We start from the raw sequence: 15,247 nt of genomic DNA on the forward strand, positions 1-15,247 counted from the left end.
TTCCACGGCGCCATGCCCCCACCCTCCCCGGAACCACCCACCTGGTGCGAGACGTTTTCGACGTATGCCGGGGTACGGTCCCGTACGACACCCGGCCCGCCGTCTTCAGGAGCCCCGCCCCATGACCACCGCTCCCACCCGCCCGAGCGACCGGCGGATCAGCCCAGTCTTCCTCGGGATCGCCGCCGTCACCGCGGTCTCCGGCTGGGCCGCGTGGACCGGGTTCGCGGACAACGCCGGGCTCGCGGTCTTCCTCTTCGTGACGGCGGCCTGGATCGTCTCGCTCTGTCTGCACGAGTACGCGCACGCGCGCACCGCCCTGCACAGCGGCGACATCTCCATCGGCGCGAAGGGCTATCTGACCCTCAACCCGCTGAAGTACACGCACGCGCTGCTCAGCATCATCCTTCCGGTGCTCTTCGTGATCATGGGCGGCATCGGCCTGCCCGGCGGTGCCGTCTTCATCGAGCGCGGCCGCATCAAGGGCAAGTGGAAGCACAGTCTGATCTCGGCCGCGGGGCCGCTCACGAACGTGGCGTTCGCGGTCGTCTGCACCGCGCCCTTCTGGCTGGACGCGCTCTCCGGTGTCCCCGACACCTTCCGCTTCGCGCTCGCCTTCCTCGCGCTGCTCCAGGTGACGGCCGCGATCCTGAACTCGCTGCCCGTCCCGGGCCTGGACGGCTACGGCGTCATCGAGCCCTGGCTGTCGCACAAGATCCGCCGCCAGGTGGAGCCGTTCGCGCCGTTCGGTCTGCTCGCCGTCTTCGGCATCCTGTGGATCCCCGAGGTCAACGGCGCCTTCTTCGACGCGGTCGACGCGATCCTGCGCGGCCTCGGCGTCACTGATCTGGAGACGTACTGCGGCCAGGACTTCTACCGCTTCTGGGACGGCGACCCGAGCCAGTACTGCACGCTCAACCCGTAGCGGCGCGCGCGTCCCGCTCGGCCTTCGCGCGGCGCAGGTAGTACCACGCCATGTTCGAGGAGAGCCCGGCGAGCAGCACCCAGACGACGCCGATCCAGTAGCCCTGGACGAAGGAGACCACGGCCGCGACGACGGCGAGGGCGCAGACCGTGAGGGCGTAGAGAGCGAGGCGGGGCATGGGGGTCGGCTCCTGTCGGGGGTAGGTCCGGGTGCTGGCGGCCGGTCGCGGGAAGCGGCGTCCGCCCACCAGTGTCCCCCATGCCCGCCACGTCCTAGACGTCGGTCACGCGCAGCCCCGCGTGGGCCTTGTAGCGCCGGTTCACGGAGATCAGGTTGGCCACCAGGGACTCGACCTGGTGGGCGTTGCGAAGGCGCCCCGCGAAGACGCCCCGCATCCCGGGGATCCGGGCGGCGAGCGCCTGCACGATGTCCGTGTCGGCGCGGACCTCGCCGAGGACCATGACGTCGGTGTCGATCTCCTCGACGGCCGGGTCCTGGAGCAGGACCGCCGACAGGTGGTGGAAGGCGGCGGTGACCCGGGAGTCCGGCAGCAGGGCGGCGGCCTGCTCGGCGGCGCTGCCCTCCTCGGGCTTCAGGGCGTAGGCGCCCTTCTTGTCGAAGCCCAGCGGGTTCACGCAGTCGATGACGAGCTTGCCGCTCAGTTCCTCGCGCAGCGCTTCGAGGGTCTTGGCGTGCCCGTCCCACGGCACGGCGACGATCACGATGTCGCTGCGCCGCGCGCACTCCGCGTTCTCGGCGCCCTCGACGCCGAGACCCAGCTCGTCGGCGGCGGTCCGCGCCCGCTCGGCCGCGCGGGAGCCGATGATCACCTTCTGGCCCGCGCGGGCCAGCCGGTAGGCGAGGCCGCGGCCCTGGTCCCCGGTGCCGCCGAGTACGCCGACGACGAGCCCGGAGACGTCGGGCAGCTCCCAGGGATCCTTGGCCGGGGGCTTTTGCGCATTGTCGTTAGAGGTCATGCCGCCGACCTTACTCACCGGTTCGGCGCCGCCACCGTCAGACCAGCGCGCCCACCGGTATCCGCCGGAACGTGATGGTCTCGTACGCGCTGAAGTCTCCCGTCTCGTAGAGGAGTCCGACGGTCTCCTCGTCGGCACGGACGAGGTCGGAGTACGCGGCGGGCAGCCCGTCCACCGTGTACGCGTCCTGCCATGTGAGGCCGCCGTCGCGGCTGCGGCGCACCGTCATCAGGGCGCGGAAGCCCGGGTCGGCGGGTCCGGAGAACAGCAGCACGTCCGGCGCGCGCAGCTGCAGCACGCTGCATTCGACGACGGGGCCGACGAGACCCGCCTGCGGCCGGAAGGGCTTGATGAGACTCTGGCCGCCGTCGAGGGAGTGGGCGTCGGCGCGGGTGCCGGGGGACGGGGAGTCGTTGCGGGTGTTGAAGTAGAGCCGCCCGTCGGGGAGTTCGGCGGCGGTGGTCTCGTTCACGTTCACGTAGCCGTCGGTGTTGTCGTCGACGTAGCCGATGCGCCAGGTCTGCCCGAGGTCGTCGCTGAGCAGGCAGTGGCCGCCGTTGTACTTGCCCTCGGTGCCGTTGTCGGTGCCGGTCGGGGGCAGGGAGTGGTTGGCGGGCACGACGACGCGCCCCGTGCTGATCTGCACCGCGTGGCCCGGCGTGGTCGCGTACCACCGCCAGTTCGCCTTCTTCACCTGCCCGGTGATCTCCCGGGCCGCCGACCAGGTCAGCCCGTCGTCGTCGCTGTGCCGCACCCAGACCCGCCGCCCGTTGGCTGCGGAGACCTTGCCGCGCCGGATGGCGTCCTCGGTCGCGGCGGCGGCGTTGCGGACGTGGACGAGGAGGATCCGGCCGGTGTCGAGGACGACGGGGGCGGGGTTGCCCGCGAGGCCGGTGCCGTTCTGCGCGACCACCTGGAGCGGGCCCCAGGTGCGGCCGCCGTCGCTGGATCGCTTGAGGACCACGTCGATGTTGCCGAAGTCCTCCTGCGAGCCGACCCTCCCCTCGCAGAAGGCCAGCAGGGTGCCGGAACTGGAGAGCACGACGGCGGGGATCCGGAAGCTCGCGTAGCCCTCGCGTCCGGCCCGGAAGGGAACAGTTGTCTCATCAGCCATTCCCGGTCCGTCCCCATCCCGTGCGAATTCCCGGTGAACTCCGCCTGACGACTCGCCCGTTGCGGCAGGATGCGACCCCATGGACGCCGTACGGGTCGCGTTGTTGCGCGAAGTGCTCGCGGGAACCGAGTGGGTGGGCGCGACGCGCCGCTTCGCGGGGACGCTGCGGTCCTCCGTGGTCCCGCACGGGGGCGGGCTGCTCCTGGTGGGCACGCGGGAGTACGAGCCGTGGCATCTGGCCGCGCACCTCGTGGACGAGGCGGCCTGGTCGGGGACACCTGAACTGACCCCGACGCTCGTACGTCACCGGGTGCGGGAGGGCGATCCCGCGCATCTGTCGACGGGGCTCGGCCGGATCGAGGCGGCGCGGCGCGGCGAGACCCTCCTGGTGGTGGCGCCGGACACGCCCGCCCCGCCCCCGGGGGCGGATCTGCTTGAACGGGTCCACGACGCCCGCGCGGCAGGCGCCACGGTGCTGTCCCTGGGCTCGGGGCACGGCGATCTGCGGGCCATGGCGCACGAGGCCCTGGCGGTGCCGGAGTCCCCGGACCTCGACCTGGACATGGTCCAGCACCTGGTGAGCGCGGCGGCGGGCGAGAACTCACTGCCCGCGGCGCGCGGCCGCAGGCGCCTGCGCGACCGGTTGTCCCGCCTGGCCGACCAGCTGACGGCGCCGCCGCCGGCGCGGTGGTGAGAGCGCCGCAAATTCGGTTGCCCCACTCCATGAGCAGCACTGACCATGGCTGTTCGTGTCCATCTCCTCGATATTGCCCGACCTCTCACCCTGGCGTTCCACGCGTGACTTCCGGCTGCTCTGGGTGCAGGGGCTCGTCACGACCTTCGGCAGCTTCATGGCCCTGGTCGCGCTGCCGCTCCAGATCAAGGACCTCACGGACTCACCGCTCGCCGTCGGCGCGATGGGCGCGGTCGAGCTGGTGCCGCTGATCGTCTTCGGGCTCTACGGGGGCGCGCTGGCCGACGCGGTGGACCGGCGCCGGGTGATTCTCCTGACCGAGGCGGGGCTCGGCCTGCTGGCCGCGGTGCTCCTGGTGAACGCGCTGCTCCCGGAGCCGATGCTGTGGCCGCTGTACGTGGTGGCGGCGGGCGTCTCGGCGCTCGCGGGGCTGCAACGCCCCGCGCTCGACTCCCTGATGGCCCGCATCGTGCCGCACGACCAGCTGACGGCGGCCGCGGCGCTCAACTCGCTGCGCTGGAACGTCGGCGCGATCGCGGCCCCCGCCCTGGCCGGCCTGGTCGTCGCCTACGCCGGGCACGCACCCGCGTACGCGGTGACCGTGCTCTCCTTCGCCGGTTCCGTGGCCCTGTGCACCCACATCGCGCCCGCGCCTCCCGCGCACGACGCGGAGAAGCCCTCCCTGCGGGGCCTGGCGGAGGGTGCGCGGTACGCGTGGTCGCGGCCGGTGCTGCTCGGCACGTACGCCATCGACATGGCGGCGATGTTCTTCGCCTTCCCGAACACGATCTTTCCGTTCCTCGCCGAGGATCTTGACGCCGAGTGGTCGCTCGGCCTGATGTACGCGGCCGGGGCGGTCGGCTCGCTGCTGCTGAGCCTGACCAGCGGGTGGACGTCACGGGTGCGGCGGCACGGGCTGCTCGTCGTGTTCGGGGCGGCGGGATGGGGGCTTGCGATCACGGCCGCCGGATGGTTCGGCAACGTCTGGCTGGTCCTCGTGTGCCTGGCCCTGGCCGGCGCGGGCGACATGCTCAGCGGGCTCGGCCGCTCCACGATCTGGAACCAGACGATCCCGGACGAGCTGCGGGGCAGGCTCGCGGGCATCGAGGTGCTGTCCTACAGCGTCGGCCCGCAGCTCGGCCAGGTCCGCGCGGGGGCGGCCGCCGGCTGGACGGGCACCCGCAGCGCCATCTGGTCCGGCGGCCTCGCCTGCGTGGCCTCGGTCGCCGCCCTGACGGCGGTGCTGCCGAAGCTGCTGTCGTACGACGCGAGCACGGACGAGGACGCGGTCCGGCGCCGGGAGGTGTCCGCCACCCGGTAGCCGGCTGCGCCCCGGCGGCGGATCAGGCGCTGCCGGGGTCCTTGTCGTGCCACTTCGGGTCGGTCTCCCACTCCAGGTTCCGCTCGGCGGCGGTCTCCATCGCCCGCTGGGCCTCCTCGCGGGAGCCGTAGGGCCCGAAGCGGTCCTTGCCCGGGCAGTCTGGGCCCTCCTCGACCTTCTTGTGCTCCAGGCAGTAGAACCACTCGCCTGGTTTACCGACGGTCCGCTTCTTGAACAGTGGCATGTGATCTGCTCCTCTCTCTTCAGCCATGCTGCCCCGAGACCGCTGGTTAGACTCGCTGGCATGTCTGGCCAGTCACTGCTCGTCCCAGGGGAGCTCTCCCCCATCCGCCCCGTTCCGGGAAACATCAGGCGCCCGGAGTACGTGGGGAAACCCGCGCCCACCCCGTACACCGGGCCCGAGGTGCAGACCCCCGAGACCATCGATCTGATGCGCACCGCGGGCCGTATCGCCGCACGCGCGATGGCCGAGGCCGCCAAGCACATCGCGCCCGGGGTGACCACCGATGAGCTGGACCGTGTCGCCCACGAGTACATGTGCGACCACGGCGCCTACCCCTCCACGCTCGGCTACCGCGGCTTCAAGAAGTCGCTGTGCACCTCCGTCAACGAGGTCATCTGCCACGGCATCCCGGACTCCACCGTCCTGAACGACGGCGACATCATCAACCTCGACGTGACCGCGTACATCGGCGGCGTGCACGGCGACAACAACGCCACGTACCTGGTCGGGGACGTCGACGAGGAGTCCAGGCTCCTCGTGGAGCGGACCCGGGAGTCCCTCGACCGTGCCATCAAGGCGGTCAAGCCCGGCCGCCAGATCAACATCATCGGCCGCGTCATCGAGTCGTACGCCAAGCGCTTCGGCTACGGCGTCGTCCGTGACTTCACCGGCCACGGCATCAACACGTCCTTCCACTCCGGCCTGATCGTCCCGCACTACGACAGCCCGCACGCCACGGCCGTGATCAAGCCCGGCATGACGTTCACCATCGAGCCGATGCTGACCCTCGGCACGTACGAGTACGACATGTGGGAGGACGGCTGGACGGTCGTCACGAAGGACCGCAAGCGGACCGCGCAGTTCGAGCACACCCTCGTGGTGACGGACAGCGGAGCGGAGATCCTTACGCTTCCCTGAGCTCGGAGCGGGTAGCGTTTTACCGACAGGACGTCGGGAACCAGTTGACTTAGGTAAGCCTAACTCGGATGATCGGTGGAGGTCACCGGTTCATTCGTTCTTCGTCGACTGGTTCCTGCCCTTCTTCGGCGTTCCTCGCTTTCCCCGGCTTCGGAGGTCCCTCATGGATCCGTTCTCGACGGTCATCCGCACCGCGTCGCACGAGCAGCACACGGAGGCGGAGACCTCGACGTTCATGAGCGACCTCCTCGGCGGCAGGCTCGGCGTCGACGCGTACGCGCGCTACACGGAACAGCTGTGGTTCGTGTACCGCGCCCTGGAGGAGGGCGCCGCCGCGCTGAAGGACGATCCGGTCGCGGGACCGTTCATACAGCCCGAGCTGCTGCGCGTGGCGGAGCTCGAGCGGGACCTCGCGCATCTGCGGGGCGCGGGCTGGAAGTCCTCCGCAGCCCCGCTGCCCGCCACCGCGACGTACGCGGCACGGGTCGCGGAGTGCGCCGAGGAGTGGCCCGGCGGCTATGTCGCCCACCACTACACCCGCTACCTCGGGGATCTCTCCGGTGGCCAGATCATCCGCGGCAAGGCGGAGCAGACGTGGGGCTTCGCCCGCAAGGGCGACGGCGTGCGCTTCTACGTCTTCGAGGGGATCTCGAACCCGGCCGCGTTCAAGCGGGGATATCGGGAGCTCCTTGACGGGCTGGGCGAAGTGGTCCCGGATGAGCTGGAGCGGCAGCGGATCGTGGACGAGTGCAAGCGCGCTTTCGCCTTGAATACGCAGGTGTTCCGTGAGCTGGGGGATGAGTTCCCGCTGTCGGCGTAGGCCCTGGGGCTCCGCCCACGCCGGCCGGGCCGCCTCCGGCCCGTCCGGCGTGTGAGGACGAACTCGGCGAAGCCGGTGACGACGGCGACCTCAGCTCCCTGCCAGCCGCACCCGTCCCCCCACCTCGATCACCCCGCCAGGGCCCGGCGCCGTAAGGAGTTGCGAGCCACGCCCCTGCGTGATGTTGAGCGCACGGCCGAGACGGTCCGTCAGAAGAAGGGCCGCCGCCCCCGTGGCCTCGTCCTCCCGGATGCCGTCGTCCCTGCCGGGAAAGGCCCTGGCCCGGACACGGCCCGCCGCCTCGTCCTCCCACGCCCACGCGTAGATCCACTCCCCCGGCGGAGGCACCGCGAGGGCGTCCACCTCGGCCGGGGTCGCGTACGCGCGCAGGGTCCGCGGCGGCGCCCACTCCGCCCGCGCGGCGATCCAGCTGAACTCCCCGTCCTGGCGGGCCTCCACGACCCCCGCGGGCGTGACCAGTTCGGGGACGTCGAGGAGCCAGGACGTACCCACGCAGGGGTGTCCGGCGAAGGGGAGTCGCAGGGTGGGGGTGTAGATGTCGATGACCCCGCGCTCGGGGTCATCGACGAACACCGTCTCGCTGAAGCCGAGTTTCCCGGCGACCTCCTGCCGCTCGCCCCGCCCCGGAACACGGGTCCCGTCGCGCACGACTCCCAGCTCGTTGCCGTGCCGACCGTCGGGCCCGCAGAACACGCGGAGTACGTCGAGACCGTCAGGCAGGTGCGTCATCCGGGCATTCAAGCATCCCCGGGAGTCAGGAAGCCCGGCGGCGAGCCACGAAGACCGCCCCGGCGCCCGCGGCGGCGATCGCCCCGGCGGCCCCGAGCAGCGCACCCGTCGGCACCGACGAACCGGTGGAGGCCAGCGAGCCCCCCGTACCGCCGCCGACCGTGCCGCCGCCACCGAGGTCGGACGAACCCCCGCCCGTGGTCCCGGAGTCGGTCGAACCGCCCGTCGAGCCGCCGCTGCCGCCCGGCAGTTCCGCGTCCTCGGCGACCGAGAGCGCCACCGTCACGGGGTCGATCGCGTCACCCGCCTTGTAGCTGGACGGCGCGTCCTCGCTCGCGAACTGCTTGGCCCCCGCCGCGGTGAACGCCGCGGGCACCTTGTCGAGGACCACGACGTCGTCCTTCGCCGCGTACGACGCCTTCGAGAGGTCCAGCGTCGCGAACTGCACGTCGTTGTCGGTGCCCTTGGGCGTGGTGACGTCCAGGCTCAGCGTGCCCTTGGCACCGTCCGCCGCGATCTTGATGTCGCTGAACTTCATGTCGATGCCGTGTGCCTTGTACGCGAAGCGGACGGCGCCGCCGAAGGACGCGTTCAGCTTCTTCGCGTCGCTGTCCACGTCACCGTCGGCGTACGGGAAGTCGTAGCCGTTGTCGTTCTTCTCGGCGCCGCCGGAGAGTGTGGCACCACCGCCGGACTCGATGTAGCGGCGGAAGCTCTCCTTCACGCCCCAGGCGAGCGAGCCGTCGTGGACCTCGCCGGCCTCCTGTGAAGGCGCGGGCTCCGAGGTGGACGACGTGGGAGCGGGAGCGGGCGAGGACGTCGTCGTGCCGGACGGCGTGGGGGTGGCCGTCGGCTTCGGCGTCGAGGTCGGCTTCTGCGTGGGCGTCGGGGTGGGCGTCGGGGTCGGGGTGCCCGTCGGAGGCGTCTTCTGCGCGACCGTCAGCGGGTCGCCCTCCGCGCCCGTGTACCGGCCACCGCCGCCGAGCGCCTCGTCCGCCTCCTTCGTCAGCTTGGTCTTCATGTCGGTCATGGTGCGCGTGACGGTGACGTCGGCGAGGGGCACGTCTTCCTTGGGCGTACCGCCGTCTCTGGTGACGTCAGCGGTGATCTTCGCCTGCGCGCTGTCGAAGCGGACGTCCGCGAGCTTGACGTCGAAGCCGTGCAGCTTGGAGGTGAAGTTCACGCTTCCCTTGAAGCCCAGGTCGACGGTGTGCTTCTCGGAATCGTAGGTCCCCGCGCCGTCGACGAAGCTCAACGGGCCGTTGCCCGCGGCCTGTTCGGCGCCGTCGGCCACTGTGATCTTCCCCGCCGCCATGCCGGTGACGTAGGCGCGGTAGCTCTCCTTGACGCCCCATGTCAGCCGGTAGTCCTTCAGCGGCACTTCGGCCGCGGACACGGGCGCGGCCGCCAGGACGGTGGCGCCGAGTGTCACGGCGGTGGCGGCTGCTGCGGCGAGGGCTATCGGGCGGCGAATGGCTGCCATGGTCAGTGGTCTCCTTGGAATGAGGCGTGGTGAGGTGCGGTGCGGATGCGGGGCAGGGCGGCGACGTCTTACGTCTGGTCGGCGCCGCGCCGTTTGCGCAGGACCCCGAACGTGACCGCCGCGGCGAGCAGCACCGCAACGCCCGCGCCGATGCCGATCGGCACGGCGGGCGACGAGGAGTCGGAGGATTCGGCGGCGTTCTCGGTCTTCGGCTCGGCGGCCTTCTTCGCCTGCGGGGTGGGGCTCGCGGACGAGCCGAGGTCCGGCAGCGCGGGCAGCTTCGCGTCGGCGTCGAGGGCGACGGCGAGGGAGAGCGGGTCCATCTCGGAACCCGCCTTGTACATGCCGCCGAACGCCTTGGAGCCGTCGGCGGTGAGCTTCGAGGGCACCTCGGTCAGGGAGACGAGGCCGTCCTTCGGCTTCAGTTCCTCGGCCGCGAAGGTGATCAGCGGAGCCTGCTTGAGCGTGACGCCCTTGTCGCCCTTGCTCTCGACGTCCGCGAGGAGGGTGCCCTTGCCGTCCTTCACCTTGACGGCGACCTCGCTCAGCGCGAGGTCGAGGCCGTGTTCGCCGGTGAAGCGGACGGTGCCGGTGAAGTCCGCGTCGAGGCTCTGCTTCTTCTTGTCGTACGTCCCCTCGCCCTCGGGGAAGCGGAAGAGCGCGCCGCCGTCCTGGGCTCCCGCGGACAGTTTCCATTCGCCCTGGGCGATGGAGCCGGTGACGTACTCGCGGAAGGTGCGGCGCACGCCCCAGTCGACGGCGGCGTCCTCGATCCGGCCCGCCTTCGTCTGCTTCTTCCCGGCATCCGAGGACTTCGCGGGCTTCGGCGACGGCTTCTTCGACTGCTTGTCGGAGCCGGACGCCTTCGCCGCGAGGTCGGTGGAGAGGCTCACCCGGTCGAGCTCGGTGCCCGCCGTGTAGTACCCGGCGAAGGCCTTCGCACCCTGGGAAGTGAGCGTCGCGGGGAGATTGTTGAGGGCGATCGGTCCCGAGCCGCCCTTCATGTTGACGCCGGACATGCCGAGGGTCGCGAGCGGCACCTGGGCGTTGGTCGTGACCTTGCCCGTGCCCTTCTCCTTGCTGACCATGTCGGCGTAGAGCGTGCCGGAGCCGCCGGAGATCTTGACGGTGGGGCGGCTGATGGTCAGGTCGAGCTCGTACGAGCCGCCCTTCTTGTGCCCCAGGAAGTGCACTCCGCCGGAGAACCCGGCGCTGAAGGCCCCGCTGTCCGGGTCGTACGAGCCCTTCGCCGAGTGGAAGCGGAACTGGCTGCCGCCGACCGTGGCGGCCCCGCCCTGGAGGGTCGAACTCCCCTGGGCGATCGGCCCGGTGACGTAGCTCTGGAAGGAGGATTTGATGCCCCAGTCGAGCCGTCCGCCCTGGACCGTGCGGTCCTCGGCGTGCGCGGTGGCCGTGGGAAGCAGTGCTCCGACGAGTGCGGTGAGCACGGCCACGACTCCGGCGCGAGCGGTGGCTCGCGCCTGTCCTGACGACGACATGGGGACCCCTCCGGGTGTAGCTAATGAGGTAAGGCTAACCTAAACTACGATCACTCCGGCTGGAACCCCCATCCCGGCCGCCCCGCCCCAGACGCCCCACAGCGGGTCCTCGGCGGCAGCCCTCAACAGCACGACAGGACGGTGGACTTCGGTGCGTATGCCGCGCTCACTCCGTATCGCCGGCGCGTGGACCGCCGTTCTCGCCCTGGCCCTCACGGGCTGCGGATCGTCCTCGGACGGCGCCGGCGAGGCGTCCCCGAAGGCGAAGGCGGCGGCCTCCGCGCCCGACCGGGTCGAGCCGCTGAAGTCCCGCCCCGACCCCGTGCTCCCCGCCACCGTCACGTCGGCCGACGGCAAGAAGGTCACCGTCAAGGACACGAGCCGCGTCGTGCCGCTCACCGGCAGCCTGAACGAGATCGTCTTCACGCTCGGGCTCGGCGAGAACGTCGTGGCGCGCGACATCACCGCGACCTTCGAGCAGGCCGAGAAGCTGCCGGTGGTGACACGCGCGCACGACGTCTCGGCGGAGAGCGTCCTCTCCCTGAAGCCGACGGTCGTCCTCGCGGACACCACGACGGGACCCGCGGAGGCCATCGGCCAGATCCGTGACACGGGCATCCCGCTGGTCGTCTTCGACCCGGCGAAGGGCCTCGACGACGTAGGTCCCCGGATCGATGCGGTGGCCAAGGCGCTCGGGGTCGAGAAGTCGGGCGACGAGCTGAGGTCCCGTACGCAGGAGCGCATCGCGAAGGTGCGGAAGTCCATCCCGGCATCCGCCCGCACCGAGAAGCCCCGCGTCGCCTTCCTCTACCTGCGCGGCTCCGCCTCCGTCTATCTGCTCGGCGGCCGCGAGTCCGGGGCGGGTTCGCTCCTGGAGGCGGCGGGCGCGGTCGACGCGGGCAAGGCGTCGGGACTCGAGAAGGACTTCACGGCGATCACCAGCGAGGCGCTCGCCAAGGCGGCCCCGGACGCGATCCTGGTCATGTCCAAGGGACTCGCATCGGTCGACGGCGTGGACGGCCTGCTCAAGATCCCCGGCGTCGCCGAGACACCGGCCGGGCTCGACCGCCGCATCGTGTCGGTCGACGACGGGGTGCTCCTGAACTACGGGCCGCGCACGGACCAGGTCCTGAAGTCGCTGGTGGGGCAGTTGTACGGGGGCAAGAAGTGACCGTACTGACCAAGGCGGCGGACGCCGGGCCACCCGGGACGGAGGAGCCGACGCCTCCCCGGAGCCGGCGGCGCGGCGCGACGGCCGGCCTGACCACCGGGCTCACGGCCACCCTCGTCCTGCTCTGTCTCCTCTCCGCGGGCGTCGGCGCGTACGACATCCCCCTCGGGGACGTCCTCAGTTCCGTACAGCACCGGATCGGTCTCGGCGGAAGCGCGCTCGACCGGGTCGGCGAGAGCGTCCTGTGGAACGTGCGGCTGCCGCGCGTGACGCTCGCCCTGCTCGTCGGGGCGTCGCTCGGCTGCGCGGGCGCGCTCATGCAGGGCGTGTTCGGCAATCCGCTCGCCGAGCCCGGTGTCATCGGCATCTCGGCGGGCGCGGCCGTCGGCGCGGTGGCCTCGATCGCGCTCGGCCTCAGCTTCTTCGGGAACTGGACCGTGACGGTCTGCGCGTTCGTCGCCGGGCTCGCGACCGTCCTTCTCGTGTACGTCCTCTCGCGCGACGGCGGGCGTACGGAAGTCGTCACGCTCATCCTCACCGGGATCGCCGTGAACGCGTTCGCGGGGGCGCTGATCGGGCTCTGCATCTTCTTCGCGGACAACGCGCAGATCACCCAGATCACGTTCTGGCAGCTCGGCTCGCTCGCCGGGGCCACCTGGCCGAAGGTGCTCGCCGTACTGCCGTGTGCGGTGGCCGGTCTTGCCGTGGCTCCGCTGTACGCACGGAAGTTGGACCTCCTCGCGCTCGGCGAGCGGCCCGCGCGGCATCTCGGGGTCGACGTCGAGCGGCTGCGGCTCGCCCTTGTCCTCGTGGTGGCGCTGCTGACCGCCGCCGCCGTGGCCGTCGCCGGGATCATCACGTTCGTCGGTCTGCTCGTCCCGCATCTGCTACGGATGGCGGCGGGTCCCGGTCATCGTTTCCTCGTGCCCGGCAGTGCGCTGGGCGGGGCCGTCGTCCTGGTCGGTGCGGATCTCGCGGCGCGGACGGTGGCGGCGCCCGCGGAGCTGCCGCTCGGGGTGCTCACCGCGCTCTTCGGGAGCCCGTTCTTCTTCTGGCTGTTGCGCAGGACCCGTCGTAGGCAAGGGGGTTGGGCATGATCACGCGGATCGCCGAGCGGCTGTTCCCGTCCGGCCGTGGGCTCGCGCTCCCGGAGCCCTTCGCTCCCGGCGACCCGCTCGCCGAGGCGTCGGGGCTCGTGGTGCGGCTCGGGGGGCGCGAGGTGCTCGCCGGGGTTTCTCTCTGCGCCCGCGCGGGCGAGGTGCTCGCCCTGGTCGGGCCGAACGGGGCGGGCAAGTCGACGCTGCTGGCCGCGCTGGCCGCCGACCTTCCGACCGATGAGGGGGTCGTGCGCGTCTGCGGGCGGCCCACCGCGCAGTGGCCCGCCCGTGAACTCGCCCTGCGGCGAGCGGTGTTGCCGCAGTCCGCCGCCCTCTCCTTTCCGTTCGCGGTCGAGGACGTCGTACGGATGGGGCGTGCGCCATGGGCCGGGACGGTGTTCGAGGACGACGACGACCGTGTGGTGCGGGAGGCGATGGGCGCGACGGAGGTCGGTGAGTTCGCCTCACGTCCCTTCTCCGCGCTGAGCGGGGGTGAGCGGGCGCGGGTCGCGCTGGCGCGGGTCCTCGCCCAGGGGGCGCCGCTCCTCCTGCTCGACGAGCCCACCGCCGCGCTCGATCTGCGCCACCAGGAGCTGGTGCTGCGGATCTGCCGGGAGCGGGCCGCCGCGGGGGACGCGGTGGTGGTGGTGCTGCATGACCTGGGGCTCGCGGCGGCGTACGCGGATCGGGTGGCGGTGTTGCGGGGCGGGGCCATCGCCGCGGAGGGGGCTCCGGGTGAGGTGTTCACGGGGGAGCTTCTGAGCGAGGTCTACCGGCAGGCGGTGGAGGTGTTTCCGCACCCGCGGACGGGGGCTCCGCTGGTGGCCCCGGTGCGGGGCTGAGGTTCGGGCGGTCCCTGCGGGGCTTCCTCGAACGCCGGAGGGGCTGAAACATTCCGGCCCGGGGCTCTGACGGCAACGAAGGCCAAGGCCCCCGCGCCAGTCTTGACCTGCACTTTGCCCCTCAGCGAGGTAAGCCTCAGATAAGTTAGGCCCCCCTAACCCGCACGACGGAACCGTCCGTGACCCGCCTGGAGCCCCTATGCGTCCCGCCCGCCTCACCACCGCCACTGCCATCGCCGCAGCGGCAGCGGCCCTCACCGCCGTCACGGGCTGCACCGAGAAGAGCGACGCCAAGGGCGGCGGCAACACCGTCGAGGTGACCGCCACCGACGACAAGTGCGAGGTCTCGAAGACGAAGCTCAGCGCAGGGCACGTGGAGCTCGCCATCGAGAACAAGGGCTCCAAGGTCACCGAGGTCTACCTCCTCTTCCCCGACGACCGCATCGTCAGCGAGCGCGAGAACATCGGCCCCGGGACGAAGCAGAAGCTCACCGCCGAGGTGAAGTCCGGCTCGTACCAGATCGCCTGCAAGCCCGGCATGAAGGGCGACGGCATCCGCCAGAAGGTCACCGTCAGCGGCGGCAAGGCCGTCAAGCGCGACCCGCGTCTGGACAAGGCCGTCGCCGACTACCGCGCCTACGCGCAGGAGCAGGCCGACGCGACGCTGCCCAGGACGAAGCTCTTCACCGATGCCGTGCGCGAGGGCGACATCGAGGCCGCCAAGAAGGCGTACTCGAACTCCCGCATCGGCTGGGAGCGCACCGAGCCGGTCGCCGAGTCCTTCGGTGACATCGACCCGAAGGTCGACCTCCGCGAGGACGGCCTGGAGGAGGACCAGGACCTGGAGAAGGACTGGACGGGCTGGCACCGGCTGGAGCGGGCCCTGTGGCAGGACAAGAAGATCGGTGAGCGTGAGAAGGAGCTCGCCACCCAGCTGGACAAGGACCTCAAGGACTGGCAGAACCGCGTCGGCAAGGCGGAGATCACGCCGACCTCCATGGCCAACGGCGCCAAGGAACTCCTCGACGAGGTCGCCACCGGCAAGGTCACCGGCGAGGAGGAGCGCTACTCGCACACCGACCTCGTCGACTTCAAGGCGAACGTCGAGGGCGCGGAGAAGGCGTACGGCCTGCTCAAGGCCGTCGCGTCGGAGAACGACCCGGCGCTGACCAAGGAGCTCGACAAGCAGTTCGCGGCGCTGGACAAGCTGCTCGGCGAGTACCGCAAGGGCGGCGGCAAGGACTCGTACACGTTCACGTCGTACGACAAGCTCGACAAGGCGGACACCAAGGAGCTGTCGGACGGCGTCAACGCGCTCGCGGAGCCGCTGTCGAAGCTGGCCGCCGCTGTCGTGAGCGGCAAGTAGCGGCAAGTGGCGACAAGGGGCCGGAA

16 protein-coding genes are annotated in these 15,247 nt (G+C 71.2%); 9 read left to right on the top strand and 7 right to left on the bottom strand.

The window, feature by feature from the left end; translation table 11 throughout:
• The first annotated feature begins 121 nt into the window (after positions 1-121).
• Positions 122-925, top strand: a complete 804-nt coding sequence (locus ACWD02_RS00840; protein WP_451203032.1) for a site-2 protease family protein — start codon at positions 122-124, stop codon at positions 923-925.
• On the opposite strand, the gene ACWD02_RS00845 is transcribed toward ACWD02_RS00840, so the two are convergent.
• From ACWD02_RS00845 to ACWD02_RS00855, 3 genes are all read right to left on the bottom strand, one after another.
• Positions 915-1,103 (bottom strand): hypothetical protein, encoded by a 189-nt coding sequence (locus ACWD02_RS00845; RefSeq protein ID WP_363307329.1) that lies wholly within the window; start codon positions 1,101-1,103, stop codon positions 915-917. The genes ACWD02_RS00840 and ACWD02_RS00845 overlap by 11 nt on opposite strands.
• A gap of 94 nt (positions 1,104-1,197) precedes the next feature.
• Entirely contained in the window at positions 1,198-1,902 is a 705-nt protein-coding gene (gene npdG / locus ACWD02_RS00850; RefSeq protein ID WP_451203034.1) for an NADPH-dependent F420 reductase, read from the bottom strand.
• A 37-nt stretch (positions 1,903-1,939) separates the two neighbouring features.
• On the bottom strand, positions 1,940-3,016 hold the full coding sequence (locus ACWD02_RS00855; RefSeq protein WP_451203036.1) for a sialidase family protein: 1,077 nt from the start codon (positions 3,014-3,016) through the stop codon (positions 1,940-1,942).
• A gap of 79 nt (positions 3,017-3,095) precedes the next feature.
• Between ACWD02_RS00855 and ACWD02_RS00860 the strand changes: the two genes are divergently transcribed.
• Positions 3,096-3,710, top strand: coding sequence for a hypothetical protein (locus tag ACWD02_RS00860; protein ID WP_451203039.1), 615 nt, complete (start codon positions 3,096-3,098; stop codon positions 3,708-3,710).
• Between the two features lie 55 nt (positions 3,711-3,765).
• A complete protein-coding gene (locus tag ACWD02_RS00865; RefSeq protein WP_451203042.1) occupies positions 3,766-5,031 on the top strand; it encodes an MFS transporter in 1,266 nt (421 codons plus the stop codon).
• A 22-nt stretch (positions 5,032-5,053) separates the two neighbouring features.
• On the opposite strand, the gene ACWD02_RS00870 is transcribed toward ACWD02_RS00865, so the two are convergent.
• Positions 5,054-5,275: a hypothetical protein gene (locus tag ACWD02_RS00870; protein ID WP_451203045.1), complete on the bottom strand. Its 222-nt coding sequence runs from the start codon at positions 5,273-5,275 to the stop codon at positions 5,054-5,056.
• A 60-nt stretch (positions 5,276-5,335) separates the two neighbouring features.
• Between ACWD02_RS00870 and map the strand changes: the two genes are divergently transcribed.
• A complete protein-coding gene (map, locus tag ACWD02_RS00875; RefSeq protein WP_451203047.1) occupies positions 5,336-6,193 on the top strand; it encodes a type I methionyl aminopeptidase in 858 nt (285 codons plus the stop codon).
• 163 nt (positions 6,194-6,356) lie between these two features.
• Positions 6,357-7,013: a biliverdin-producing heme oxygenase gene (locus tag ACWD02_RS00880; RefSeq protein WP_451203050.1), complete on the top strand. Its 657-nt coding sequence runs from the start codon at positions 6,357-6,359 to the stop codon at positions 7,011-7,013.
• A 90-nt stretch (positions 7,014-7,103) separates the two neighbouring features.
• Here ACWD02_RS00880 and ACWD02_RS00885 read toward each other — a convergent pair whose 3' ends face one another.
• The 3 genes from ACWD02_RS00885 to ACWD02_RS00895 all read right to left on the bottom strand — a co-directional run bounded on the left by ACWD02_RS00885 (position 7,104) and on the right by ACWD02_RS00895 (position 10,745).
• Positions 7,104-7,763 (bottom strand): PhzF family phenazine biosynthesis protein, encoded by a 660-nt coding sequence (locus ACWD02_RS00885; RefSeq protein WP_451203053.1) that lies wholly within the window; start codon positions 7,761-7,763, stop codon positions 7,104-7,106.
• A 25-nt stretch (positions 7,764-7,788) separates the two neighbouring features.
• Positions 7,789-9,246: an HtaA domain-containing protein gene (locus ACWD02_RS00890; RefSeq protein ID WP_451203056.1), complete on the bottom strand. Its 1,458-nt coding sequence runs from the start codon at positions 9,244-9,246 to the stop codon at positions 7,789-7,791.
• A gap of 68 nt (positions 9,247-9,314) precedes the next feature.
• Positions 9,315-10,745, bottom strand: a complete 1,431-nt coding sequence (locus ACWD02_RS00895) for an HtaA domain-containing protein (protein WP_451203059.1) — start codon at positions 10,743-10,745, stop codon at positions 9,315-9,317.
• 157 nt (positions 10,746-10,902) lie between these two features.
• Between ACWD02_RS00895 and ACWD02_RS00900 the strand changes: the two genes are divergently transcribed.
• From ACWD02_RS00900 to efeO, 4 genes are all read left to right on the top strand, one after another.
• A complete protein-coding gene (locus tag ACWD02_RS00900; protein WP_451203061.1) occupies positions 10,903-11,916 on the top strand; it encodes a heme/hemin ABC transporter substrate-binding protein in 1,014 nt (337 codons plus the stop codon).
• 5 nt (positions 11,917-11,921) lie between these two features.
• Complete coding sequence (locus ACWD02_RS00905; RefSeq protein ID WP_451204313.1) at positions 11,922-13,013, top strand: FecCD family ABC transporter permease; 1,092 nt, start codon at positions 11,922-11,924, stop codon at positions 13,011-13,013.
• Entirely contained in the window at positions 13,010-13,855 is an 846-nt protein-coding gene (locus tag ACWD02_RS00910) for a heme ABC transporter ATP-binding protein (RefSeq protein WP_451203063.1), read from the top strand. The genes ACWD02_RS00905 and ACWD02_RS00910 overlap by 4 nt, the downstream gene beginning before the upstream one ends.
• Before the next feature lie 199 nt (positions 13,856-14,054).
• A complete protein-coding gene (gene efeO / locus ACWD02_RS00915; protein WP_451203064.1) occupies positions 14,055-15,221 on the top strand; it encodes an iron uptake system protein EfeO in 1,167 nt (388 codons plus the stop codon).
• The last annotated feature ends 26 nt before the right edge of the window (positions 15,222-15,247 follow it).

This window comes from Streptomyces sp. NPDC002853 (assembly GCF_053591915.1).